The following is a 23,340-nucleotide window of genomic DNA, read 5'->3' as shown; positions in this document are numbered from 1 at the left end:
ATTATTGCGCGTGGTCGGTACGCCATTGCGCGTGGTCGGTATGTCTGATGATTGCGCAGCTGGGACATAGTCGGCCTAAGCCGCCATTTCGGCCGGCTCAAGGCGACGCGGTTGTGCCTTTCCTGCAACATTTTCCTCTGATTGCTGCTGCGACCTGCGGCTGCTGCTGGTGAAGTTTCGGGTGTTGTGAGAAATCTGAGTCTCGGTTTTCCCGCATTTCGGGAATTGGAAGTTTTTCGATGATTCGTTTCCCTGCTGTCCGCCGAGCGCAACCCGCAAACTCCGTTTTTGGTCCGAAGCTGCGGCCCGTGGGTCGGCTCAGGGGCTACTTGCTTGAAACGACGGCAATTGCCGCCGTCGCAGCCGCAACGTTTGCGCTGCCTGGCGCTGCGCAGGCGCAGACTTACACCTGGGGAGGTACCGGCAGCACCACGACAACGACGGACTACAATCTTGGCACCAACTGGGCCAACCCGCCGGCCGGAGCCCCGCCGGTCAATGCCGGCCAGTCAGCCGTGTTTGATGCGCCGCCCGGCGATCCCGTGGTCACCGTCACTGCCCCGATTACGCCGGACTCCTGGACCTTCACCGCGGCGTCGCAGAACTACATTGTTATTGGCCTGCAAGTGAACTTCAATGGCGCCGGGCCGAACGTGATCAATCAGGGCGGCACGAATACGATTACCAACTTTATGACGGGCGCTGGTATTTCTGTGAGCGGCGGGCAGTTAACCGTCAGCGGAATAAACGCATTCACGGCGACGAGCATCACGGGCGGAACATTCATCAACAGCGGCCAACTGACGACGACCGCTACCAACAGTGCCACCTTCATCAATGACGGTATCCTCACGGGCTCGCTGAGCCAGACGGGCGGCACGTCCACCAACAACGGCACGATCAGCGGCGACGCGAACGTCTCCGGTGGCACCCTATTCTTTCAAGGCTCGGGCACGATCGGCGGCAATGTAAATCTCTCGAACGCGGCCGCCACATTCGATATCTCGGGCACGGCCGCGGGCGGCAGCGCCGGCGGCATTTTCGGCGTCTCGGGCAGCCAAGTCGTCCTGGGCGCCCGGACGCTGACGATCACGAATGCGTCGCCCGTGAACATATTCTACGGCACGATCGCGGGCACCGGCGGCCTGACCGTGACGGGGGGAGTGCAGGAATTAGGCGGGACCAACACCTATACGGGCGTGACGACGATCAATACCGGCGCGCACATTTCCCTGATCGGTTCAGGCTCGATCGCGACTTCGAGCAAAGTTGTCGACAACGGCACCTTGGACTTGTCAGTGACCAACACGAACAGCGCCATCAAGTCGCTCGCGGGCACGAACTCGAACGCAAACCTGTTTCTCGGATCAAGCCTGAATCTGACGATCACCAACGCGAACGATACGTACGCAGGCAAGATCCAGAGCGCTGGTAACCTCGTTCTCGCGAGCGGCAACGAGACTCTGACCGGGGCCAACAGCTACACGGGCACGACGACGGTCAATGGCGGAACGCTGCGGGTCGACGGCACGATCGCGAGCTCATCGATGACGACCGTGAATACGGGCGGCACCCTCTCGGGTGTCGGTACCGTCGGCAATCTCACTGTGAACGGCGGCACCTTCGCGCCGGGCAATGGTACGCCGGCAGCATCCATGGCCGTCGCGGGTAGTCTCACGTTGAGTGCGGCCGCGACCTACCTCGTGCAGGTGAACCCGACGACGTCCTCCGCCGCGACCGTGAGCGGAACGGCGACGCTCGGTGGAGCGACCGTGAGCGCACAATTCGCTGCCGGATCCTATGTGGCAAAGCAGTACACCATCCTGACTGCAGGCAATGTTAGCGGGACGTTCAATCCGACCGTGCTTAATGGCACTCTGCCGTCAGGTTTCCAGACCACGCTGAGCTACGATTCCTCTCACGCCTATCTGAACCTCGCGCTGAGTTTCGCGCCTCCATCGGGCAGCCTGAACGGCAATCAACAAAGCGTCGGCAACGCGATCATCAACTTCTTCAACAGCAACGGCTCGATCCCGATCGCATTCGGCGGGTTGACACCGGCTGGTCTGTCGCAGCTCTCGGGCGAGGTCGGCAGCGCGCCGCAGCAGACGACGTTCAATGCGATGAGCCAGTTCATGGGTCTGATAACGGACCCGTTCGTGAACGGGCGCGGCGACGGCATCAGTGCCGGCGGCTCGCCGAACGCGTATGCGGACGAGAGCCTCGCCTATGCCGGACGCGCCAACAGCCGCTCGACCAACGCGCGGGATGCCTATGCCGCTATCTACACCAAGGCACCCGTTGCACCCATCTTCGAACAGCGCTGGAGCGTATGGGCGGCGGGCTTCGGGGGATCGCAAGCGACCGACGGCAATGCCGTCGTGGGCTCGACCAACACCACCAGCAATCTCTATGGCACGGCCGTCGGCGCCGACTACCGCATCTCGCGTGACACGCTGGTCGGCTTCGCGCTTGCCGGCGGCGGCACCAATTTCACGGTCGCGAATGCGCTTGGCGGCGGACGCTCTGACCTGTTCCAGGCCGGTGCGTTCTTCCGTCACAATATCGGTCCCGCTTATATCGCCGGCGCCCTCGCTTATGGTTGGCAGGACATCACCACCGATCGCACAGTGACCGTCGCGGGCCTCGACCGCCTGCGCGCCGAGTTCAACGCCAATGCATATTCGGGGCGGCTGGAGGGTGGCTATCGCTTCGTGACGCAGGGTTTCGGCTGGACGCCTTACGCGGCCGCGCAATTCACCACCTTCGATCTGCCTGTCTACGCCGAGCAGGCGATCGTCGGCAGCAACCAGTTCGCGCTCGCCTATGCCGCCAAGAGCGTGACCGATCCGCGCACCGAACTCGGCCTGCGCACCGACAAATCCTTCGCCCAGACCGATGGCGTCGTCACGCTGCGCGGGAGGCTCGCCTGGGCGCACGACTACACCACTAATCGCGCTGTCGCGGCGACCTTCCAGACTCTGCCGGGCGCGAGCTTCGTCGTGAATGGCGCGGCCATGGCGCCGGACTCGGCGCTGGTCACCGCAGCGGTCGAGAAGAAGTGGCTCAACGGCTGGTCCGCCGCCGGTACGTTCGAGGGCGAGTTCTCCAACGTCACCAAGAGCTACGCCGGCAAGGGCGTCGTCCGCTACGCCTGGTGAGCGATTGCGCAGTCGTGTCGAGAGTCAAAACACCCCGAAGATCGCCAGCGCCAGCACGGCCTGCGCCAGGAATCCGACGGTAAAGGCGAGGGTGCGGAACACCGGGATGCCGAGCGCATAGACGATCAGATGCGCGACGCGCGCCCAGAAATAGACCGCGCAGGCGAGCACCGTCCATTTCGAGGAATATTCCATCGTGTTGAGGATCAGCACCAGCGGGGCGAACAGAACGAGGTTCTCGACCGCGTTGTCATGCGCGAACATCAGGCGGTTGGCCCAATCCGCCTGGGGCTTGTCGCTGCGCGAGGGGTTGGCCATCGCGCCACTGAGGCCTCGAACCTGGCAGCGGTTGATGGTGTAGGGAATCCAGAGGATCCCGGTCAGGATCACCGTGCACGTCAGCCAGAACAATTCACGCGTCATAACCCGGTCCTCTCTGTCATCGCTGCGTTGAGAGCGAGCTTATACAAGCGCCCAAGATTCCGCCATGCGCAAGGGCGCTTGGTTTCTGCTCGCACGTGATCTTGTCGGAAACCGTTTCGCACTTTTCCGGATCATGCGCTACGCGCGAACCCTGACATAGCTGCCGGGCGCGTCCTCGATCGGAGGCAGCGCCTCGGTGCCGACGCCGCGCGCCGGCACTTCCTCCGGATCGAGGCTGCCCAGCCATTCGCGCCAATCCGGCCACCACGAGCCCTTGTGCTCCACCGCGCCCTTCATCCACTCGGCGACATTGGCGGCCTTGATGTTGTCGTTGGTCCAGTACTGGTACTTGTTCGTGGCAGGCGGATTGACGACGCCGGCGATGTGGCCGGAGCCGGACAGTACGTATTTCACAGGGCCGCCGAAAAACTGCGAGCCGTACAGCACCGATTCCGCCGGCGCGATGTGGTCCTCGCGGGTGGCGAGATTGTAGACGGGCACCTTGACCTTGGAGAGGTCGAGCAGGGTGTTGTCGAGCACCATCGTGCCGGTCGACAGCCGGTTCTCCAGATAGCAGTTGCGCAAGTAGTAGGAATGGTTCGCCTGCGTCATCCGCGTTGCGTCGGAATTCCAGTGCAACAGATCGAAGGCGCTCGGCTGCTGGCCTTTGAGGTAGTTGCTGACGACGTAAGACCAGATCAGATCGTTCGAGCGCAGCATGTTGAAGGCCATCGCCATCTTGGAGCCTTCGAGCACGCCGGAGGCCTTCATGTCCTGCTCGAGCGCCGCGATCTGCTCCTCGTCGACGAACACCAGGAGATCGCCGGCATGGGTGAAGTCCACCTGGGCGGCAAAGAATGTCGCCGAGCTCACGCGCTGGCGGCGCTTCTCGGCGAGCCAGGCCAGTGTGGTCGCGAGCATGGTGCCGCCGACGCAATAGCCGGCGGTGTGCACCTTCATCTCGCCGGTGACCTTCTCGATCACGTCCATCGCCGTGAGCGGGCCTTCCTTCATGTAGTCTTCCCAGCTCTTGGCGCCCAAGCGCTTGTCCGGGTTGACCCACGAGATCACGAACACGGTGATGCCCTGGTCGACGCACCACTTGATGTAGGATTTCTCCGGCTTGAGATCGAGAATGTAGAACTTATTGATCCAGGGCGGCACGATCAAAAGCGGCGTGCGCAGCACCTTCTCCGTGGTCGGAGCGTACTGGATCAGCTGCATCATCTCATTCTGGTAGATCACCTTGCCCGGGGTCGTCGCCATGTTGACGCCGACGACGAGGTTGTCCGGATTGGACTGGCGGATCTTCAGCATGCCTTTGCCGGCCGCAATGTCCTCCGCCAGCATCGTCAGGCCGCGCGCGAGATTCTCGCCGCTGCTTGCGACGGTCTCGCGCAGCACCTCCGGATTGGTCAGCACGAAGTTCGACGGCGAGATCGCGTTGGTGATCTGCTGGATGTAGAATTCGGCCTTGCGGCGGGTGTGCACATCGAGTTCGGCATCGCGCACGAGCTCCTGCGCCCATTTGGTCGTGAGCAGATAGAGTTGCATCATGAAGTCGAAGAATTGGTTCGACTTCCATTCCGGATCGGCAAAGCGCTTGTCGCGCGGCGAGGGCGCGATCGCGGGCGCGGCGTCTTGTCCGGCCATGCGGCGCGCCGCCGAGCCCCAGAGATCGAGATAATCCTTGGCGAGCCTCGTCTGCAGGTCGGACGATCGCGACTGGTCGGACAGCCAGTATTCGGCGACCGAGGTGAAGGTCTTGACGACTTCGGTGAGTTCGGTCGGCGGACGGTCCTGTACCTCGCCGCTCTCGCGCGGCTTTAGGAACGCGGCGAGCGCCTTGCCGCCGCTCTCCATCGCCCGCGCGACATTCATCGCGAAGGCTTCCGCATCGAACTTCGTTTCAGAAGTTTTCCCGGACGTTGACCCGGGTTTGGGTGTGTCGGTCGTGACGGTACTCATGAAGAGGACAGTAACGATTCATTCCGTATCCGTCACCGCGAAGCTCGTCGGTTTCGTGTTAAACAGAACGCGAAGATGTGCTGCACTGCGACAAGGCTTCTTGCTTTTGTCACAATCCACGTGCACCTCTGGCGCCGTGGGCCTTGGATGATTTCTCGCTCGCGCCATTTGTGGGCAGCAATGGTTTGAGCTTGGGCAGGTTGTTGATTAAGCTGTCGGCAGCCTTGCGTTGGGACGAGTAGGGGATTTCCCAGGTGTTGGCGTTTTGGGACCTGCAAAAGACGCGGCTTGCGTGCTGCGCGCTGATGGTGGCGTTTGCGTTGGGCGGCTGCTCGAGCCAGATCGCGGATATGTCAGCCGCTGATGCGCCGGCCCATCCCCGGGAGCCCGGTGGCTACCTCCCGGTGCACGATTTGCCGCCGGACCGTGACGAGGCAATCATCCCACCGGACCAGCGTGCCAAGATCGAGGCAGAGCTAGCCGCTGCGCGCGACCGCCAGGCCATTGCCGCCAAGGACGCGAAATAGCGCAGCGCAAGGTAATCGCTGGCGCCCCCGTCTTGCCGTGCTAAAAGACCTCAGTTCAGCCGAGAGTCAGGGCGAACGACTTCAGCCACCGCCGTCGCAGATTGCTCTAAGTATCTGATTTTGAGTGATTTTGATGTGTGGGGCCGATTCTTGTCGGATTGGCCCCTTGGCCAGGTCGATTCTGTCTTGACCGGTTGCCCGGAGCCCAGAGAGCCATGGAAGAATTTTACCGCATCCGCCGCCTTCCGCCTTACGTGTTCGAGCAGGTCAACCGAGCCAAGGCGGCTGCGCGGAATGCCGGCGCCGACATTATCGATCTCGGCATGGGCAACCCGGACCTGCCGGCCCCGCCCCATGTGCTGGAGAAGCTGAAGGAAACGCTTGGCAAGCCGCGCACCGACCGCTACTCGGCCTCCCGCGGCATCCCCGGCCTGCGCCGGGCCCAGGCCGGCTACTATGCGCGTCGCTTCGGCGTGAAGCTCAACCCCGACACCCAGGTGGTGGCGACGCTCGGCTCCAAGGAAGGCTTTGCCAACGTGGCCCAGGCGATCACCGCGCCCGGCGACGTCATCCTCTGCCCGAACCCGAGCTACCCAATTCACGCCTTCGGCTTCCTGATGGCGGGCGGCGTGATCCGCTCGGTGCCCTCGGAGCCGACGCCGCAATTCTTCGAGGCGGTGGAACGGGCCATCGTGCATTCGATTCCGAAGCCGCTGGCGCTCGTCGTCTGCTACCCGTCGAACCCGACGGCCTATGTCGCGAGCCTCGACTTCTACAAGGACCTCGTCGCCTTCGCGAAGAAGCACGAGATCCTGATCCTGTCGGATCTCGCCTATGCAGAAGTCTATTTCGACGAGAACAATCCACCGCCCTCCGTGCTCCAGGTGCCCGGCGCGATGGACGTCACCGTCGAGTTCACCTCGATGTCGAAGACGTATTCGATGGCCGGCTGGCGCATGGGCTTTGCCGTCGGCAATGAGCGCGTGATCGCCGCGCTCGCGCGTGTCAAATCCTATCTCGACTACGGCGCCTTCACGCCGGTGCAGGTCGCAGCGACCGCTGCGTTGAACGGCCCCGACGACTGCATCAAGGAGATGCGCGATACTTATCGCAAGCGCCGCGATGCGCTGGTGGAATCGTTCGGCCGCGCCGGCTGGGAAATTCCGCCGCCGGAAGCCTCGATGTTCGCCTGGGTGCCGCTGCCGGAAGCATTCCGCAGCGTCGGCAGCATGCAGTTCGCGACCTTGATGGTCGAAAAATCCGGCGTCGCGGTCTCGCCCGGCGTCGGCTTCGGCGAGCATGGTGAAGGATATGTCCGCATCGCCATGGTGGAAAACGAGCAACGGATCAGGCAGGCCGCGCGCGGCGTGCGCCGCTTCCTTGAAAGCGGCATCGAAACGTTGCACAACGTCGTTCCGCTCGCTAACAGGCGCTAATTCTCTTCGACAGGTTCACTAAAGCATCATGGTTGCACCCCTGAAAGTGGGCATAGCGGGGCTCGGCACCGTGGGCGCCGAAGTTGTCCGTTTGATCGAAACGCAGGCGCGCGTGCTCGCGGGCCGCAGCGGCCGCGGCATTCGCGTCGTTGCCGTCACCGCGCGCTCGAAGGCGAAGAAGCGCGGCATCGATCTGCGCGGCGTCGAATGGGCCAAGGATCCGCTGGCGCTCGCCACGCACCCCGAGGTCGACTGCTTCGTCGAGCTGATGGGCGGCGCCGGCGATCCTGCGCTCTCCGCCGTCGATGCGGCGCTCAACGCCGGCAAGTCGGTCGTCACCGCCAACAAGGCGCTGCTCGCCAAGCATGGCATCAAGCTGGCGAAATCAGCCGAAAAGCACGGCGGTGCGCTGAATTTCGAGGCAGCCGTCGGCGCGGCGATCCCCGTCATCAAAACGTTGCGCGAGGGTCTTGCCGGAACCGGCATCAATCGTGTCTACGGAATTCTCAACGGCACCTGCAATTACATCCTGACCCGGATGGAGCAGGAGGGCCTGTCGTTCGCCGAGTGCCTCAAGGACGCGCAGCGGCTCGGCTATGCCGAGGCCGATCCGTCCTTCGACGTCGACGGCCACGACACCGCACAGAAGCTCGCCATTCTCGCCAGCCTCGCTTTCGGCACGAAAGTTGCTCAAAACGCGGTGTATGTCGAAGGCATCTCCTCCATCGCACCCGAAGATCTGCGCGCAGCCGCCGATCTCGGCTACCGCGTCAAGCTGCTCGGCGTTGCCGTTCGCACCGCCAAGGGCATCGAGCAGCGCGTGCATCCGACCATGGTTCCCAAAACCTCTTCGATCGCGCAGGTGATGGGTGTCACCAATGCGGTCACGATCGATGGCGAGGGCATTCCGCCGATCACGCTGGTCGGCCCCGGCGCGGGGGGCGCAGCGACGGCGTCCGCCGTCGTCGCCGATATCGCGGACGTCGCGCGCGGCATCCGCGCCAATCCGTTCGGCCGGCCGATCGCGCAGCTGCGCGACACCAGGAAGGCGCCGATGGAGCGGCACGAAGGCGGTTACTACATCCGCCTCCTGGCGCGCGATTTCCCGGGCACCGCTGCTGCGATCGCGACCCGGCTCGCAGAACAGAAGATTTCGATCGAATCGATCGTGCAGCGCCATCCCAATGGCGGCGTTGCGCCGGCGAGCGGCAAGGCGGTGCCCGTGCCCGTCATCCTGATCACCTATGCCACGCATGAGGATGCCGTGCGCCGCGCGCTTGCGGCCGTGCAGAGGGACAAGGTGATCAGCGGGCGGCCGCAGGTCATCAGGATTGAGAAGAACTGACACGGTTCGAACGAACTGTGGGTGTTACGAGTTGATGCGGACGGAGATGTCCGTCCGAAACGCTTCGAAGGAGTTAGCCGATGTCGACCCATATTTCAGTGCCGCCGCAAGCATTGCTCGAGCGTATTCTCACGCTGGAGATCGTGCGTGTGACGGAACGGGCGGCGGTGTCGTCGGCGCGGCTGCGCGGGCACGGCAACGAGAAGGCAGCCGACCAGGCCGCCGTTGACGCGATGCGCCGCGAGCTCAACAAGCTGCCGATCCAGGGCACCATCGTGATCGGCGAGGGCGAGCGCGACGAGGCGCCGATGCTCTTCATCGGCGAGAAGGTCGGCGTGAACGCCGGCCCCGAGGTCGATATCGCCGTCGATCCGCTCGAAGGCACCACGCTGTGCGCCAAGAACATGCCGGGCTCGATCGCCACCATGGCGATGGCCGACGGCGGCACGCTGCTGCACGCGCCCGACGTCTACATGCAGAAGCTCGCGATCGGCCCCGGCTACGACAAGGGCGTCGTCGAGCTCGATGCCAGCCCCGCCGAGAACGTCCGCCGCCTTGCCAAGGCCAAGGGCGTCAAGCCCGAGGGCATCACCGTGCTCGTGCTCGACCGTCCGCGCCACGCCAGCATCATCGAGAGCGTGCGATCGACCGGCGCCGCGGTACGCCTCATCACCGATGGCGATGTCGCCGGCGTGATCCACTGCGCCGATCCTGACAACACCGGTGTCGACATGTATCTCGGTACCGGCGGCGCGCCGGAAGGCGTGCTCGCCGCGGTGGCGCTGCGCTGCATCGGCGGCCAGATGCAGTGCCGCCTCATCCTGGATTCCGACGAGAAGCGCGAGCGCGCAGCCAAGATGGGCGTCAACGATCCCAAGATGATCTACGGCATCGAGGACATGGCGCGCGGCGACTGCCTGTTCGCCGCCACCGGCGTCACCACGGGCTCGCTGCTGTCAGGGGTGAAATTCCGCAAGGACGGCGTGATCGAGACCGAGACGGTGGTGATGCGCTCCGTCACCGGCACGGTGCGGTACATCAAGGCCGAGCACCGCGAACTCGCGAAATTCCATCTGGACTAGGAAGCTCGTCTTCCGGAGCGACGGGACCGCGCGACGCGCGGCCCGGAGAACCCGGAATTTCGCGCCACGACTTCTGGATTCCGGGTTCGATGCCGCGCATTGCCCCCGGAATGACAACAAGAACAACCAGGGAAGCGCCAATGTCCGATCTCTCCGCCGTCAAGGCCCTCATCTTCGACGTGTTCGGCACGGTCGTCGACTGGCGCACCAGCCTGATCACCGACTTCATGTGGTGGGGAAAACAGCGCGGCATCTCCGCCGACTGGATCGCGCTCGTCGACGGTTGGCGCGGCATGTATGTCGCCTCGATGGATGACGTGCGCAAGCATCCCGAGCGCGGCTATGTCATGCTCGACGATCTGCATCGCCGCTCGCTGGAAAAGCTGGTCGAGAAGTTCGCCATCAAGGGCCTCACCGACGCCGACCTCGACCATCTCACCAAGGGCTGGCATCGCCTCTATCCCTGGCCCGACAGCGTCGCCGGCCTGACCCGGCTGAAGACGAAATTCGTGATCTCGCCGCTCTCGAACGGCAACGTCGCGCTGCTCACCAACATGGCGAAGTTCGCAGGCCTGCCCTGGGACCTGATCATGTCGGCCGAACTGTTCGAGCACTACAAGCCCGATCCCGAAACCTATCTCGGCGCGGCCAAGCTGCTTTGCCTCAAGCCCGAAGAGGTCATGATGGTCGCCGCTCACAATGGCGACCTCGCCGCCGCGCAAAAATACGGCCTGAAGACCGCCTTCGTGGCGCGGCCGACCGAGTATGGCCCCTTGCAGAAGGTCGACTTCGAAGCTACCGGCACCTGGGACATCGTCGCCAAGGATTTTTGCGGGATCGCCGACAGGCTCGGCTGCTAGCCGAGCTGCTGCCTCAGGCGCTCTTCAGCGCGAGCTCGCTTGCCTCCGTTTCCGCAAAACCCGCCTGCAATACCTCTTCACGCTTGTGGCGCAGATGCGCGCGCAGGATGTGGGCGAGGCCGGTGCCGTCGCGGCGCTGCAGTGCGTTCAGGATGGCCTCGTGCTCCTTCACGGCGAGCGCCCAGCGCTGAGGTGTCATTGGCGTGACGTAGCGCGCGCGGCGGATGCGCGCGGTCACGGATGCGTAGAGCCCCGCGAGCACGGGATTGCCGGCCGCGGTGACGATCCCCTCGTGAATGGCGCGGTTGCCGCGATAATACTGGATCAGATCGCCCTCGCGATAATGCTGCACCATCGTGGCGTGGGCCGCGGCGATGTCAGCGATCTCAGTGTCGCTGATGCGCTCGCAGGCGAGCTCGCCGGCCAATGCTTCGAGCCCTTGGCAGACCTCGAACAGGTCGCGCATGTCCTTGTCGGTCAGCTTTGCCGCGCGCGATCCGCGATGGGGCAGCAGCTGCACGAGGCCTTCCGCGGCCAGCACCTTGAGCGCTTCACGCAGCGGCGTGCGCGAGATGTCGAGCCGCTCGCACAGCTCGCGCTCGGGAATCCGCGCGCCCGGCGGGATCTCGCCGTCGAGCAGAATGTCGCGGATGCGGCCGACGACTTCCTCATGGAGCATGGGAACATCTCTAATTTTGAATGCAAAAATAATCCAATAGACGAAAGCTAGCTAATTATATCTTGAAAATCCCAAATTCTGCATTCAAAAATGCAAAAAACAGATGGGGCCGAGGAAAATGGACCAGGCGGTGGCGGCGGACGACCTCGTTTTTGAACGCCGGGACGGGGTCGGGTGGATCACCTTCAACCGCCCGCAGGCGCGCAACGCCTTCACCTTCGCCATGTATGAGCGTCTCGCCGGCATCTGCGAGCAGGCCAATGACGACCGGTCGATCAAGGTGCTGGCGCTGCGCGGGGCCGGGGACAAAGCCTTCGCCTCCGGCACCGACATCAACCAGTTCCGCGAATTCAGGACGCCGCAGGACTCGATCGACTACGAGAACCGCATCGACCGGGTGCTGACCACGCTCGAGCAGTGCCGGGTCCCGACGATCGCGGCGATCAACGGCTTCTGCACCGGCGGCGGCGCGGGCATTGCCGCGGCCTGCGACCTGCGCATCGGCACGCGCAGCACAAGAATCGGATTTCCCATCGCGCGCACGCTCGGCAATTGCCTGTCGATGTCCAATGTCAGCCGTCTCACCGCGCTGATCGGGGCGGCGCGGGTCAGGGATCTCATCTTCACCGCGCGCCTCGTCGAGGCTGCGGAGGCTGCCAGCATCGGCCTGCTCGGCGAGGTCGTCGACGATCTCACAGCGCTCGACCAGCGTGCTGATGAGATCGCGCGCCTCGTTGCAAGCCACGCGCCGCTGACGCTGAACGCGACCAAGCAGGCGGTCGCCCGGCTGCAACGGCGGCTGAGCCGGGACGAGGGCGAAGACCTCATCCTGATGTGCTACACGAGCCAGGATTTTCGCGAAGGGCTCGATGCTTTCCTCAACAAGCGCGCCCCGCAGTGGCGCGGTCAATAGGACGCTCCGATGCCAAGCGATCGATCGCAATCCACCTCGCGCCGTTCCGGACCGCTCGCCGGCCTCAAGGTCATCGATCTCACCCATGTCATGGCGGGGCCGACCTGCACCTTGATGCTCGCCGACATGGGCGCCGACGTCATCAAGATCGAGAAATGGCCGAACGGCGATGACACCCGTCATTCGGTGCCGCCGAAGATCGGGGACGAGGCTGCTTCCTTCTTGATGATGAACCGCAACAAGCGCGGCATCGTGCTCGATCTGAAGACAGACGGCGGCAAAGCGGTGCTGCGGCGCCTGATTGCGGATGCCGACGTGCTGGTCGAGAATTTTGCGCCCGGCGCGATGGAGCGCCTTGGATTTGGCTATGAGGAGCTGCACAAGCAATTCCCGGCGCTGATCTACTGCTCGCTGTCGGGTTTTGGCCGCACCGGACCCTACAAGCATCGTCGCGGCTTCGACCTGGTCGCGCAGGCCATGAGCGGCATCATGAGCTTTACCGGCGAGCGCCCCGATGGCCCGCCGGTGAAATGCGGCCCGCCGCTGTCGGACATCACCGCCGGCCTGCTCGCGAGCATGGGCATCCTCGCCGCCTACACGCATCGCCTCAAGACCGGGGAGGGGCAGTGGGTCGAGACCTCGCTCTACGAGGCTGCACTGGTGCAGACCTATTGGCAGTCGACGATCGCGCTCGCCGCCGGCACCGCGCCGCGCGCGATGGGCTCGGCCCATCCGCTCAACGCGCCGTATCAGGCGTTCGAAGCCTCCGACGGCTGGCTCGTGGTCGGCGGTGCCAACAAGAAACATTGGCTGCTGATGCTGGAAGCGCTCGGCGCGAGCGAGCTCGCCGCCGATCCGCGCTTCGTCACGGGCGCCGACCGCATGGCCAATCTGAAGGAGCTCGAAGCGGTCCTCAGCGAACGCTTCCGCACCCGGGCGCGCGCGCACTGGCTCGCGGCGCTGGACGAGAAGGGCGTTCCATGCGGCCCCGTGCACAACATGCTGGAGGCGCTCAGCGACCCGCAGACGCTGGCGCGCGAGATGGTCGTCGAGGTCGAGCATTCCACGCTCGGCCCGGTCAAGACGATCGGCCTGCCGATCAAGTTCTCGGAAACGCCCGGCAAGGTCGCAACAGGCGCGCCTGTTTATGGCGAACATACGCGCGAGGTGCTGGCCGAGCACGGGTTCGACCAGAAGCAAATCGAAGCGCTCGAGCAAGACGGCGCAATCGTCTCGGCCTCCGGGGAGCGCAGGGAACGCGTCGCCTGAGCGGCGGTCGAGACGACTGATCAAGCAAAACAGAAAAATCAGTTGGAGGAAATCATGCGTGGGACATCTCTCTTCCTGTTGTCAGTAAGCGTCGCCGTGCTCGCAGGCAACGGGCCGGCGCTCGCGGCCTGGCAGCCGCAGAAGCCGATCGAGTTCGTGGCGACGGCCGGGCCCGGCGGCGGCACCGACAATCTCGCCCGCGCGGTGCAGAACATCGTCACCAAGCACAAGCTGACGGAGCAGCCGATCGTCGTCGTCAACAAGGGCGGCGGCAGCGGCGCCGAAGGCTACGTCTACGGCAAGGCTTCCGCCGGCGATCCCTACAAGGTGATCTTCGGCACCTCGAACGCCTGGCAGCAGCCGCTGGTCTCCAAGGTCGCCTTCAACTACACCGATCTCACGCCGATTGCGGCGATGGCGCAGGACGAGTTCCTGCTCTGGGTCAAGCAGGACGCGCCCTACAAGACCGCGGGCGATTATCTGAAGGCGGCAGCCAGCGGCAGCTTCAAGATGGGCGGCGCGCAGTCCAAGGACACCGACGAGGTGCTGACGCGCATGATCGAGAAGGTCGGTCACGTCAAGCTGACCTACATCCCATTCAAGAGCGGCGCCGAGGCCGCCGTGCAGCTCGCCGGCGGGCATATCGATTCCCATGTCAACAATCCCAGCGAGAGTCTGGGGCAATGGCGCGGCGGCACACAGCGTCCGCTCTGCGTCTTCAGCCCGAAGCGGCTCCCCGAGGGGCCCAAGATCACGGCGACCGAGGGCTGGAGCGATGTGCCCACCTGCGTCGAGCAGGGTCTCGACATCAAGCAATACGAGCAGCCGCGCACGGTCTGGCTGCCCGGCAAGGTCACGCCGGAGCAGGCCGCCTATTACGTCGACCTCATGAAGAAGGTGCAGGCGACGCCGGAATGGAAGGACTATATCGAGAAGACCTCCCAGGTGGACACCTTCCTGACCGGTGCCGAGTTCGACCAGTTCATCAAGCAGGATCTCGAGCACGTCAAACAGGTCGCGACCGAGCAGGGCTGGCTGGTCAAGTAGGGCGGGTATCGCACCATGATCTCACGCCGCGCCCTCGAGCTTGCCACCGCCATCCTGACCGGCAGTTTCGGTGTCGCGGTGGTGGTGCAGAGCCTGGACAACGGCATCGGCTGGTCGAGCGAGGGCGTCGATGCCGGCACGTTCCCGTTCCTGACCGGCATCATCATCCTCGCCGGCAGTCTCTACAATCTGGTGCGCGGAATCGTACCGGCCGCGACGCTGGCGAGTGTCCCCATCGCGATCACGTCGATCGAGCTGTGGCGGCTGGCCGGCCTGTTCGTGCCCGCCGCGATCTTCGTGGCGGTGATCCCGCTGCTCGGGATGTACATGGCCTCGGCGGCCTACGTCTTCGCGGTGCTCGCGTTCCCCCGGCATCAATCCGTGCCGTGGTCGGCGGCCACGGCCGTGGCGACGGCGCTCGCGCTCTACGTCGTGTTCGAGCGCATGTTCCAGGTCAGCCTGCCGCACGGCGCGCTCGCAGCAGTGCTCGGGTTCTGAGGGAGCGGGCAATGGGCAATCTCGCAGAGCTCCTGCACGGCTTCACCATCGCGGTCACCGTGCCGCATCTCGTCCTGATGGCCGTCGGCGTGCTGCTCGGCATTCTCGTTGGCGTGCTGCCGGGGCTGGGCGCCCCGAACGGGGTGTCGCTGCTGCTGCCGCTGACCTTCGGCATGCAGCCGGTCTCGGCGATTATCCTGCTCTCCAGCATGTATTGGGGCGCGCTGTTCGGCGGCTCGGTGACCTCGATCCTGTTCAACATCCCGGGCGAGCCGTCCTCGGTCGCAACCACTTTCGACGGCTATCCGATGGCGCGCGACGGCCGGCCGACCACGGCGCTCGCCACCGCCTTCGGCTCGGCCGCGTTCGGCGCGCTGATCGGCGTCATCCTGATCACCTTCCTGGCGTCATGGGTGGCGCAGGTCGCGCTCGCGTTCGGTCCACCGGAATATTTCGCGGTCTATTTCCTGGCTTTCGCGAGCTTCGTCGGCATGGGCGGCGCGGCGCCGATCAAGACCGTGGTGGCGCTCGCGATCGGCTTTGCCATCGCCGCGATCGGCATCGACACGGTGTCCGGCAGCGTCCGCCTCACCATGGGTATCGACGAGCTGGTCAAGGGCGTGAACTTCGTCGTCGCCGTCATGGGCCTGTTCGGCATCGGCGAGCTCCTGGTCGCGGTCGAAGAGGAGTTTCATGCCCGCGCCGTCTCCTCGAAGATCGATTGGCGCGAGGTGTTCCGCGCAGTCGGCCGCCTGCCGCGGCATAGCGTCGCGCTGCTGCGGAGCGCCGCGATCGGCTGCTGGATGGGGATCACGCCGGGCGGTCCGACCGCAGCCTCCTTCATGAGCTACGGCATCGCCCGCCGCTTCTCCCGCCGCGGCCGCTATTTCGGCACGGGCGAGGTCGAAGGCATCATCTCGCCGGAGACCGCCGATCATGCCGCCGGGACCAGCGCGCTGCTGCCGATGCTCTCGCTCGGCATTCCCGGCTCGGCGACCGCGGCCGTAATGATGGGCGGGCTGATGATCTGGGGCCTCAATCCAGGGCCGATGCTGTTCGTCGACCAGAAAGATTTCGTCTGGGGCCTGATCGCCTCGATGTATGTCGGCAACATCGTCGCGGTCGCGCTGGTGTTGCTGACCGTGCCTGTTTTCGCCGCCTTGATGCGGATTCCGTTCGTGGTGATCGCGCCACTGATCGTGATCATCTGCGTCGTCGGCGCATATTCGGTGTCGAACTCCTATCTCGACGTGGTCATGATGCTCGGCTTCGGAATCGTCGGCTATCTCTTCAAGAAGCTGTTCTATCCCCTGGCGCCCCTGGTGCTCGCGATCGTCATCGGCGACAAGGCCGAGGACGCGTTCCGGCAATCGATGCTGATGTCGAAGGGATCGCTCGGGATCTTCTTCGCCAACAAGCTGGTGACGTGCCTGGTGGTGGCGGGGATTGCACTGCTGCTGCTGCCGCTGGTCTTGCAGCTTGCGCGCCCCTTCCGCAAATCCACGTCGCCCGCCGCCGAGACGGCGGCCCAGGAAAAGGTGATCATATGACTGCAAAGCCGCTCATTGCCCTGGCGATGGGAGACCCCGCCGGCATCAGCCCGGAGTTGACCGCAAAACTCGTGTCGCTCGATGAAATCCGCGTCCGCGCGCGGCTCGTCGTGATCGGCGACCGCCGCATCTTCGACGAGGGTGCGAAGATCGCGGGTGTCACGCCGGAACTGACGGCGGTCGAGCAGGGCGCCGATTTCGATGAGCTGCCTGATGATACGCTATTCCTTGATCTCGGCCATCTCGATCCCGCGCGGGTCGAGCGTGGCGTGGCGAGCCTTGCGGGCGGACAGTTTGCGCTGGCCAATTACCAGCGGGCGCTCGAATTCGGCAGGGACGGCCGGGTCGATGCCGTCTGCTTCACGCCGTTCAACAAAGCCGCGATGCGACTCGCGCGTGCCGACTATGACGACGAGATCGCGTTCTCCGCGGAAGTCGCCGGCCTGAAGACGCCGGCCAGCGAATTCAACGTGCTCGGAGAACTCTGGAATGCGCGCGTCACCTCGCACATTCCGCTGAGGGATGTGGCTACGAAACTGTCCGTCGAGCAGATCCAGCGGGCGCTGAAACTGACCGATGCCTGCATGCGGAAAGCAGGCTTTGCGCGGCCTCGCATTGCCGTGGCGGGCCTCAACCCGCATGCCGGCGACGGCGGCAATTTCGGCCGCGAGGAGATCGACGTCATCGCGCCTGTGGTCGAAGCCGGCAAGCGAGACGGCATGGCCGTCGAGGGCCCATTTCCCGCCGACACCGTGTTCCTGCGCGCCAAGGCCGGCGCATTCGATGCGGTGCTGACCATGTATCACGACCAGGGTCAGATCGCGATGAAGCTGATGGGGTTCGATCGCGGCGTGACCCTGCTCGGCGGCTTTCCGTTCCCGATCTGCACGCCCGCGCACGGCACGGCCTACGACATCGCGGGCCAGGGGATCGCCTCGATCGGCGCCAGTCGGGCTGCGGTGCTGCTCGCGGCGGAGATGACAGCGCGCCGGGCTGCCTGGTAGGCGCTGCGCTTTCGCCCTTCAGGAAAAACTGGAAACTTCCGCCGCCGAGCCGAGTTGCCAATCCGACGAACGTTCCCACGTCGGAGCTGGACCATGGCCGAGGCGAAGCCGCTGCACGCGGTCGCGAAAATTGCATTTGCAGTCACGCTGCTCGCCTTCACGGCCACCCCGGTGCTCGCCGCCCGCATGGATCCGGCCGCCATCGCGGCTGCCCAGCCATTGAAGAAGACCCTTTCGAAGGACAAGCCGACCCCGGCTGGGGTGCGCCTGCAGGTCCTGCTGGATCGGGCCCATTTCTCGCCGGGCGAGATCGACGGCAAGTTCGGCGAGAACGCCAGGAAAGCGCTTCGCGCCTTTGAGGAAGCGCGGCAACTGCCTGCTTCTGACGAGGTGTCTGACGATGTCTGGAAAGCCCTCCAGACGGACGACCGGCCGCTGACGACCACCTACACCATCACCGACAAGGACGTCGCAGGTCCCTTCCTGCGCAAGCTTCCGGCCAAGATGGAGGACATGAAGGACATTCCGAAGCTCGGCTACACCAGCCCGCGCGAGGAATTGGCCGAGAAGTTTCACATGAGCGAGCAGCTGCTGGCGTCGCTCAATCCGGGGCGCCATTTCGACCGTGCCGGCGAGATCATCGCTGTGGTCGACACCAGCGAGGGCGGCAGCGCTCCGCCCGTTAAGGCCGACAGGGTCGAGATCGACAAGGTCAGGCAGACCGTCAAGTTGTTCGACAAGTCGAATGCGCTGATCGGCTTCTATCCGGCGAGCGTCGGCAGCGAGGAGAAGCCATCACCGTCAGGCACGCTGAAGGTCACCGAGATCGATCAAAACCCGACCTACCGCTATAATCCGGCCTATCACTTCAAGGGCGTTCATTCCCGAAAACCCTTCAAGATCATGCCCGGGCCGAACAACCCGGTCGGCACGGTGTGGATCAACCTGTCCGCCGAGGGTTACGGCATCCATGGTACGCCGTCCCCGCAGAACATCTCCAAGGGCCAATCGCATGGCTGCGTGCGGCTGACGAATTGGGACGCGCAGCGCGTCGCAGCAAGCGTCTCGAAGGGCACACCGGTCGTTTTCGTCGAGGGCACCAGCTGATCCTCACCCATGATGTACACGCTGCCGCAGCATTGACTGTGGGCTCCCTGTCCCGCTTGCTTGAGGGAGAGGGTTGGGGAGGGTGTCTCCGCGTCGGGATTGTCGAGGATTACGGCGGGCGTCATCGCGCGGCGAGAGCCCTTACCCGCCGCGCGCGGGACGGCTTTGCAGCGCCCCGGGGCTCTCTCGCAGGCTTTGGCGCAGGGCTGACGATGCAAGTTATTTCGACTATCCTTCGATGCAGACCGCGGCGGGCAGGACAGGGCGCACGAGGGGAAATCGATGACCACAGTAAGAAGCGCTCTGGCTCAGAAGAGTAGTGCCCTGACCCATGTTCGTTCCGGCGACATGGTCGTCGAAGCTTTACGCCAGATGCGCGACAACCGGGTCCGGTCAGTGCTGGTCATCGACGACGACGTGCTGGTCGGCATCGTGACCCAGGGTGACTGCGCTATCAAAGTGCTGCTGCCCGGGCTCGATGCGAAGCAGACGCCGGTGGGCCAAGTGATGACGGCCAACCCGGTGACGGTCAAGCCGGACGATCAGCTGGAAGGCTGCATGGCAATGATGGCTCAGCGCAGCTTTCGTCACCTGCCGGTGCTGGACGCGGGCAAGGTCGTGGGCGTGATCTCGATCGGAGACGTCGTCAAGAACGTCATCCGGGATTTGGAGCACAACGTGGACGACCTGATGGGCTACATCATGAAGGACGGCCCCGGAGGCTGACAAACGAACCGCGCGATAACATCGGCCCCGCGGAGGTCTGCAGGCCCTCATTGGACGTCTCGCGGATCAGGGCGCACGGACCTGTCCCCTTTCGAGGTCTACACCAACTTGGTGGTGTCGCCTGGATGAACGGGCCGATCCTACGAGCTGATAAAGGTGGCGATGCCCGCTTTCAGGGGACGAGCGGTCGTGACAGGCTGGCGGCCGCCCGCGCTCTTGGACCAGTGTCCAAACCTGCTTATCATCACCCACAGATATTGAGTTGGGGCCGGCAATGAAGCGACGCGAGCTCATCGGACTGATCGGCGGAGCGGCGGCGTGGCCGCCGGCGGCACGGTCTCAGCAGGCTGCGAGCCTGGCGCTCGTCGCTGTCCTAGTCATGGCGACTGAGGAAATTGCAACCGCAAGGAGCGCCAGTATTCGGGAGGGTCTCAAGCGCTCCGGCCTCATCGAAGGCAAGGACTATGTGATGACGGTGCGCTTCGCCGAGGGCGACTACGCGCGACTGCCTGAAATTGTCAAGGAACTGGATGGCTTGAAGCCCCGCGTCTATGTCACCGTGGCCAGTGGTCCTAAGCCAATCCACAGGCAAGTACCGAACGCGCCGGTGGTCTTCACGGGCATTGCAATCGATCCGGTCGCGTACGGCTGGGTAGAGAGCTATGCAAGGCCGGGCGGCATGGTGACTGGCAACGTCCAGAACGCCATGGGTGGGTTAGAGAGCCTGATGAGCAAGCAATTTCAATTTTTCAAGGATCTGGTGCCGAACCTGACGCGGCTTGGGTTCATTGGTCTTACCGACACTGCTCGTCAATTTCCCGTCGAGCGGACTGCCGTACAAAAGGTAGCCCAGCAATTGGGCTTCGCGGTTTCCATGTATGAGGTGCCGACGCTCGCTGACGTCGACAGCGCCATTGGGTCAGGGCAACGCGACGACGTCAGCGCGTTCTTTCTGTCCCTTGAACCAAGATTCGTGGCCCGCATCCCCCAAATTGTGGCCTCTCTCGCAAAGACCGGTAAACCGGCGTTCGGTCCCACCCCCGTCTGGACGCGGGGCGGGCTATTGATGTCATACTATACCGATTTCGATGAGCAGGCGCGCCGCGCCGGCGGCCAAGTCGCCCAAATCCTGAGGGGAGCGAAGCCCGGCGATCTGCCCATCGAGCAGGCCGACAAATTCACACTCATTTTGAACCTGAAAACGGCGAAGCGGTTGGGCATCACGGTGCCGCCAGCGCTGCTGGCGCAGGCCGACGAGGTGATCGAATAGAAATCGTGATTGCTGCGTTGCATGAGTCCGGTTGTGGCCCGCTGCAAAGTACCCCGTCTACCGGAGGTCCGCTCATCGCGCCCCAACCGACAAGATTTGCTCTACCTGAGCGGGCCTCGTGGACTGTTAACAAATCCGCTACCGACGCGAAACCCATGCCAGCATGCGCATCCTGATCGCTTCTATTGCAACTTTGGCACTGAGCCGCGTAGCGTTGGCGCTTGACGTTCAGGTAGGCGATCATGTTGTCGCGGTTAACGACGGCATCGGTTGCTCGGATTGGACCTCCTTTGAAGCTCTTCGCGATACTGATCCACGAGCGCTGAAGAGCAAGCTCCCCGCTGGATGTCTAATAGTACACGGCGCGCCGCCCGCTAGACGGTAGGTCGCGTAGTCCCCACTACGCGGCCCCACCCAAGCCGTCGGCTTCCCCAAGGCTGGCGGCTTTCTTTTGTCCCGCCTTCCGCTGTTACGGCTGTTACGGTGACAGTGCTGGACTGTAATCACCGTGGCTATGATGCCGACTGGATAAGAGAACTGGCCGTGAAAAAGGGAGCCTGGGCCAACATCCTCCGAAAAGCAATCGCAGCGATCTGATCTGCTTCAGCCCGTATCTTAATCGCGACCGCAACCAGGTCGAACGGTTCTTCAACAGGATCAAACAACGTCGTCGTGTGGCGCGCTACGACAGGCTTGCGGGAACTTACCTTGCCTACGTCCAACTCGCATCTCTCCGGCTATGGTTGTGGCTCCGAGAGATCTACGTCCTGCCCGCTCGGATTTGGCATCGGACAAATGCCTCGTTGGGAGCATCGGTGGTACGGCGTTTCGACCACCAACTCTTGCCGTCGGGCGAGATGCCGCCTCCGTTTTGCAGAGCGCAGAGACAGCCGAGCCGATCATGCATCCTGTCACATCGAGCATCTCCGCTCGGCTGTTGCGCCTGCTTGGCCGAACGCGATTGGTCCTCGCGCCTGACCATTGGCGAGGGCGAATTGGTCGAGAGCTCCTTCGGCTTTTGTGGGTGCTCCTTAGTATTTGAGGGAGAACTCACCGCCAGTGTTGGCTTGACTAACTGCCAGACCGGATAGAGATCGATGGTTGGCTGCTCTGTGGGATGATCGGGATTTGAATTCGATAAGCTAATTACGTTCTTTGCGTCGAATTTTACAGTGATCGTCTCGCGGTATTTCATCGAGAAAGCGTCTTTGTCAATGTACTCCGCGAACCGGGAGTAACCCGCAGGCGTTTTCACCCAGGATGATTTCGTGGGTGGCCCCCAGAGATAGAACCCGGTGGCTAGGCCGGTCGCCGAGACATCAGTAATGATCAGCATTGCATGTCGGCCTTTGCCGTCGCCCCATCCTTTCTTGCTGGACCACACTCCGACGAACTTCGAGTTCGCTCCCGCTGAATCCGACTTGCTGGGCGTGATGGTGAATTCCGGCATTTTCAATTGCTGTTTGGTCGCTATTGCCGTTACGCGTTGACCATCCTCGGGTGAGAACGCGCCGCGATCAGTAATGACTGCGCTGGCGGTCGGGGCTTGCTTTTGCGTGCTGTTGTCAGTGTTGGGTTTGGGCTCGAGGGGCGTAGGAACAACAGGTGAGGCCGGGACGCCTGAAGCCGGAGCATTGGGAGGACTCGCGGTCGGTCCTTTAAGATAAATCTCCTCTTTTGACAGTGACCCGTACACAAAGGGCTGCTGCTCGCGCTTGGTCGCGGTCATGACATCATCGCGAACTCGACGGAAAAGGAATGAGATCTCCAATCCGGGTGTCTCGATGTGTCGAAGAAGCGCAGTCGTGAAAGGGCTGTTCCTTCCGTCCCCATCACTTGCGGTAGTCCCGTCGCGAGCAGCATATGCAATGAGTACATTGTCTGTTGGTTCTGTCGGGGCCAGTCCACGGGCAACTGCGCGGCTGGCCAAGGACCGCCTCATCTTTGCTTCAAAAGGGTTGTTGCGGCACGCGTCCAGAATGATCAATCCCAACTGTCGCGCCTTGCTCACCTGGAGATTCACAGACCTCAGACTGACTGCTTCGCTCTCGACATCTGTGTCGCTCCTCAATTCGGCATCCGTTGGAATCAGCCAATTTTCTCCTCCGGCCTCCATGCCGTGGCCAGCGTAAAAAACGACGGCCATCATCGAGCCTTCGGCAGCGCGGCCAAACTCGACGATTGCTTTGCGCATGTCGACGGCAGTGCCATTGGTTACTTGAGTGACCTTGAAGTCGAGGCGCTCCAAAGCGCGAGCAACGTCAGCCGCATCTCGTGTTGGATTCGGAAGAGCTGGTACCGTCATGTACGCACCATTGCCAATTACCAACGCAACCCGCTCGGTGCCAAGTGCCGGTAGTGTTGTCAGGAGCAAGACTGAAATTAAGAAAGTAAAGCGTCCCAACATCGTTTCCACCCCCCGCAAGGCTGCACCTTGCTTTCAGCCCCTTCCGGTCGTCGTACACTAAACGGTGA

At 63.4% G+C, this 23,340-nt stretch carries 19 protein-coding genes and 1 pseudogene; 16 read left to right on the top strand and 4 right to left on the bottom strand.

The genetic code is table 11. The annotated features are described in order from the left end of the window. Nucleotides 1–308: 308 nt before the first annotated feature. Complete coding sequence (locus XH88_RS31345) at nucleotides 309–3,161, top strand: autotransporter outer membrane beta-barrel domain-containing protein (protein ID WP_271672088.1); 2,853 nt, start codon at nucleotides 309–311, stop codon at nucleotides 3,159–3,161. Between the two features lie 24 nt (nucleotides 3,162–3,185). On the opposite strand, the gene XH88_RS31340 is transcribed toward XH88_RS31345, so the two are convergent. Together XH88_RS31340 and XH88_RS31335 are read right to left on the bottom strand one after the other, a co-directional pair. Continuing rightward, nucleotides 3,186–3,584: an MAPEG family protein gene (locus XH88_RS31340; RefSeq protein ID WP_271672087.1), complete on the bottom strand. Its 399-nt coding sequence runs from the start codon at nucleotides 3,582–3,584 to the stop codon at nucleotides 3,186–3,188. 138 nt (nucleotides 3,585–3,722) lie between these two features. Then, nucleotides 3,723–5,552: a PHA/PHB synthase family protein gene (locus XH88_RS31335; RefSeq protein ID WP_271672086.1), complete on the bottom strand. Its 1,830-nt coding sequence runs from the start codon at nucleotides 5,550–5,552 to the stop codon at nucleotides 3,723–3,725. Nucleotides 5,553–5,806: 254 nt separating this feature from the next. On the opposite strand from XH88_RS31335, the gene XH88_RS31330 reads away from it, so the two are divergent. From XH88_RS31330 to XH88_RS31310, 5 genes are all read left to right on the top strand, one after another. Beyond that, nucleotides 5,807–6,079 carry a hypothetical protein gene (locus tag XH88_RS31330; protein WP_271672085.1) on the top strand — a complete coding sequence of 91 codons (273 nt, stop codon included), beginning with the start codon at nucleotides 5,807–5,809 and terminating at the stop codon, nucleotides 6,077–6,079. A gap of 215 nt (nucleotides 6,080–6,294) precedes the next feature. Beyond that, nucleotides 6,295–7,515 (top strand): LL-diaminopimelate aminotransferase, encoded by a 1,221-nt coding sequence (locus tag XH88_RS31325; protein WP_028171284.1) that lies wholly within the window; start codon nucleotides 6,295–6,297, stop codon nucleotides 7,513–7,515. Nucleotides 7,516–7,543: 28 nt separating this feature from the next. Continuing rightward, nucleotides 7,544–8,860 carry a homoserine dehydrogenase gene (locus tag XH88_RS31320; RefSeq protein ID WP_271672084.1) on the top strand — a complete coding sequence of 439 codons (1,317 nt, stop codon included), beginning with the start codon at nucleotides 7,544–7,546 and terminating at the stop codon, nucleotides 8,858–8,860. A gap of 80 nt (nucleotides 8,861–8,940) precedes the next feature. Further along, nucleotides 8,941–9,942 (top strand): class II fructose-bisphosphatase, encoded by a 1,002-nt coding sequence (gene glpX, locus XH88_RS31315; RefSeq protein WP_271672083.1) that lies wholly within the window; start codon nucleotides 8,941–8,943, stop codon nucleotides 9,940–9,942. Nucleotides 9,943–10,082: 140 nt separating this feature from the next. Beyond that, a complete protein-coding gene (locus tag XH88_RS31310; RefSeq protein WP_271672082.1) occupies nucleotides 10,083–10,802 on the top strand; it encodes a haloacid dehalogenase type II in 720 nt (239 codons plus the stop codon). Between the two features lie 13 nt (nucleotides 10,803–10,815). On the opposite strand, the gene XH88_RS31305 is transcribed toward XH88_RS31310, so the two are convergent. Next, nucleotides 10,816–11,481: a GntR family transcriptional regulator gene (locus XH88_RS31305; RefSeq protein WP_271672081.1), complete on the bottom strand. Its 666-nt coding sequence runs from the start codon at nucleotides 11,479–11,481 to the stop codon at nucleotides 10,816–10,818. 118 nt (nucleotides 11,482–11,599) lie between these two features. Here XH88_RS31305 and XH88_RS31300 point away from each other — a divergent pair, with 118 nt between their 5' ends. The 10 genes and pseudogenes from XH88_RS31300 to XH88_RS31255 form a co-directional block, all read left to right on the top strand. Continuing rightward, nucleotides 11,600–12,394: an enoyl-CoA hydratase/isomerase family protein gene (locus tag XH88_RS31300; RefSeq protein WP_271672080.1), complete on the top strand. Its 795-nt coding sequence runs from the start codon at nucleotides 11,600–11,602 to the stop codon at nucleotides 12,392–12,394. A 9-nt stretch (nucleotides 12,395–12,403) separates the two neighbouring features. Continuing rightward, the gene (locus XH88_RS31295; protein WP_271672079.1) at nucleotides 12,404–13,663 is read left to right on the top strand and encodes a CaiB/BaiF CoA transferase family protein; all 1,260 of its coding nucleotides are present in this window, start codon (nucleotides 12,404–12,406) and stop codon (nucleotides 13,661–13,663) included. Between the two features lie 54 nt (nucleotides 13,664–13,717). Continuing rightward, entirely contained in the window at nucleotides 13,718–14,710 is a 993-nt protein-coding gene (locus XH88_RS31290) for a Bug family tripartite tricarboxylate transporter substrate binding protein (RefSeq protein ID WP_271672078.1), read from the top strand. Between the two features lie 15 nt (nucleotides 14,711–14,725). Beyond that, nucleotides 14,726–15,208: a tripartite tricarboxylate transporter TctB family protein gene (locus XH88_RS31285; RefSeq protein WP_271672077.1), complete on the top strand. Its 483-nt coding sequence runs from the start codon at nucleotides 14,726–14,728 to the stop codon at nucleotides 15,206–15,208. A gap of 11 nt (nucleotides 15,209–15,219) precedes the next feature. Further along, a complete protein-coding gene (locus tag XH88_RS31280) occupies nucleotides 15,220–16,758 on the top strand; it encodes a tripartite tricarboxylate transporter permease (protein ID WP_271672076.1) in 1,539 nt (512 codons plus the stop codon). After that, the gene (locus tag XH88_RS31275) at nucleotides 16,755–17,762 is read left to right on the top strand and encodes a 4-hydroxythreonine-4-phosphate dehydrogenase PdxA (RefSeq protein ID WP_271672075.1); all 1,008 of its coding nucleotides are present in this window, start codon (nucleotides 16,755–16,757) and stop codon (nucleotides 17,760–17,762) included. The genes XH88_RS31280 and XH88_RS31275 overlap by 4 nt, the downstream gene beginning before the upstream one ends. 186 nt (nucleotides 17,763–17,948) lie before the next feature. Beyond that, nucleotides 17,949–18,869 (top strand): L,D-transpeptidase family protein, encoded by a 921-nt coding sequence (locus XH88_RS31270; protein WP_442868498.1) that lies wholly within the window; start codon nucleotides 17,949–17,951, stop codon nucleotides 18,867–18,869. 282 nt (nucleotides 18,870–19,151) lie between these two features. Next, nucleotides 19,152–19,595 (top strand): CBS domain-containing protein, encoded by a 444-nt coding sequence (locus XH88_RS31265; protein ID WP_271672073.1) that lies wholly within the window; start codon nucleotides 19,152–19,154, stop codon nucleotides 19,593–19,595. Nucleotides 19,596–19,869: 274 nt separating this feature from the next. Next, nucleotides 19,870–20,865 carry an ABC transporter substrate-binding protein gene (locus XH88_RS31260; RefSeq protein ID WP_271672072.1) on the top strand — a complete coding sequence of 332 codons (996 nt, stop codon included), beginning with the start codon at nucleotides 19,870–19,872 and terminating at the stop codon, nucleotides 20,863–20,865. A gap of 507 nt (nucleotides 20,866–21,372) precedes the next feature. Continuing rightward, a pseudogene (locus tag XH88_RS31255) lies at nucleotides 21,373–21,620 on the top strand (IS5/IS1182 family transposase); the annotation flags it as partial. Between the two features lie 5 nt (nucleotides 21,621–21,625). On the opposite strand, the gene XH88_RS31250 reads toward XH88_RS31255, so the two are convergent. Then, nucleotides 21,626–23,272 (bottom strand): caspase family protein, encoded by a 1,647-nt coding sequence (locus tag XH88_RS31250; RefSeq protein ID WP_271672071.1) that lies wholly within the window; start codon nucleotides 23,270–23,272, stop codon nucleotides 21,626–21,628. Nucleotides 23,273–23,340 lie beyond the last annotated feature (68 nt).

This window comes from Bradyrhizobium sp. CCBAU 51627 (assembly GCF_028128765.1).
Lineage (GTDB): Bacteria > Pseudomonadota > Alphaproteobacteria > Rhizobiales > Xanthobacteraceae > Bradyrhizobium.
Note: the sequence above shows the minus strand (reverse complement) of the source record. Positions and strands in the feature narration are given on the sequence as shown.

Bases quoted from the DNA above. Each gene is read 5' to 3' on its own strand.
- XH88_RS31285 (WP_271672077.1), top strand. From the start codon at position 14,726: ATGATCTCACGCCGCGCCCTCGAGCTTGCCACCGCCATCCTGACCGGC.
- XH88_RS31270 (WP_442868498.1), top strand. From the start codon at position 17,949: ATGGATCCGGCCGCCATCGCGGCTGCCCAGCCATTGAAGAAGACCCTT.
- XH88_RS31290 (WP_271672078.1), top strand. From the start codon at position 13,718: ATGCGTGGGACATCTCTCTTCCTGTTGTCAGTAAGCGTCGCCGTGCTC.
- XH88_RS31320 (WP_271672084.1), top strand. From the start codon at position 7,544: ATGGTTGCACCCCTGAAAGTGGGCATAGCGGGGCTCGGCACCGTGGGC.
- XH88_RS31325 (WP_028171284.1), top strand. From the start codon at position 6,295: ATGGAAGAATTTTACCGCATCCGCCGCCTTCCGCCTTACGTGTTCGAG.
- XH88_RS31280 (WP_271672076.1), top strand. From the start codon at position 15,220: ATGGGCAATCTCGCAGAGCTCCTGCACGGCTTCACCATCGCGGTCACC.
- XH88_RS31295 (WP_271672079.1), top strand. From the start codon at position 12,404: ATGCCAAGCGATCGATCGCAATCCACCTCGCGCCGTTCCGGACCGCTC.
- XH88_RS31305 (WP_271672081.1), bottom strand. From the start codon at position 11,481: ATGCTCCATGAGGAAGTCGTCGGCCGCATCCGCGACATTCTGCTCGAC.
- XH88_RS31335 (WP_271672086.1), bottom strand. From the start codon at position 5,552: ATGAGTACCGTCACGACCGACACACCCAAACCCGGGTCAACGTCCGGG.
- XH88_RS31340 (WP_271672087.1), bottom strand. From the start codon at position 3,584: ATGACGCGTGAATTGTTCTGGCTGACGTGCACGGTGATCCTGACCGGG.
- XH88_RS31265 (WP_271672073.1), top strand. From the start codon at position 19,152: ATGACCACAGTAAGAAGCGCTCTGGCTCAGAAGAGTAGTGCCCTGACC.
- XH88_RS31250 (WP_271672071.1), bottom strand. From the start codon at position 23,272: ATGTTGGGACGCTTTACTTTCTTAATTTCAGTCTTGCTCCTGACAACA.
- glpX (WP_271672083.1), top strand. From the start codon at position 8,941: ATGTCGACCCATATTTCAGTGCCGCCGCAAGCATTGCTCGAGCGTATT.
- XH88_RS31260 (WP_271672072.1), top strand. From the start codon at position 19,870: ATGAAGCGACGCGAGCTCATCGGACTGATCGGCGGAGCGGCGGCGTGG.
- XH88_RS31300 (WP_271672080.1), top strand. From the start codon at position 11,600: ATGGACCAGGCGGTGGCGGCGGACGACCTCGTTTTTGAACGCCGGGAC.
- XH88_RS31310 (WP_271672082.1), top strand. From the start codon at position 10,083: ATGTCCGATCTCTCCGCCGTCAAGGCCCTCATCTTCGACGTGTTCGGC.
- XH88_RS31275 (WP_271672075.1), top strand. From the start codon at position 16,755: ATGACTGCAAAGCCGCTCATTGCCCTGGCGATGGGAGACCCCGCCGGC.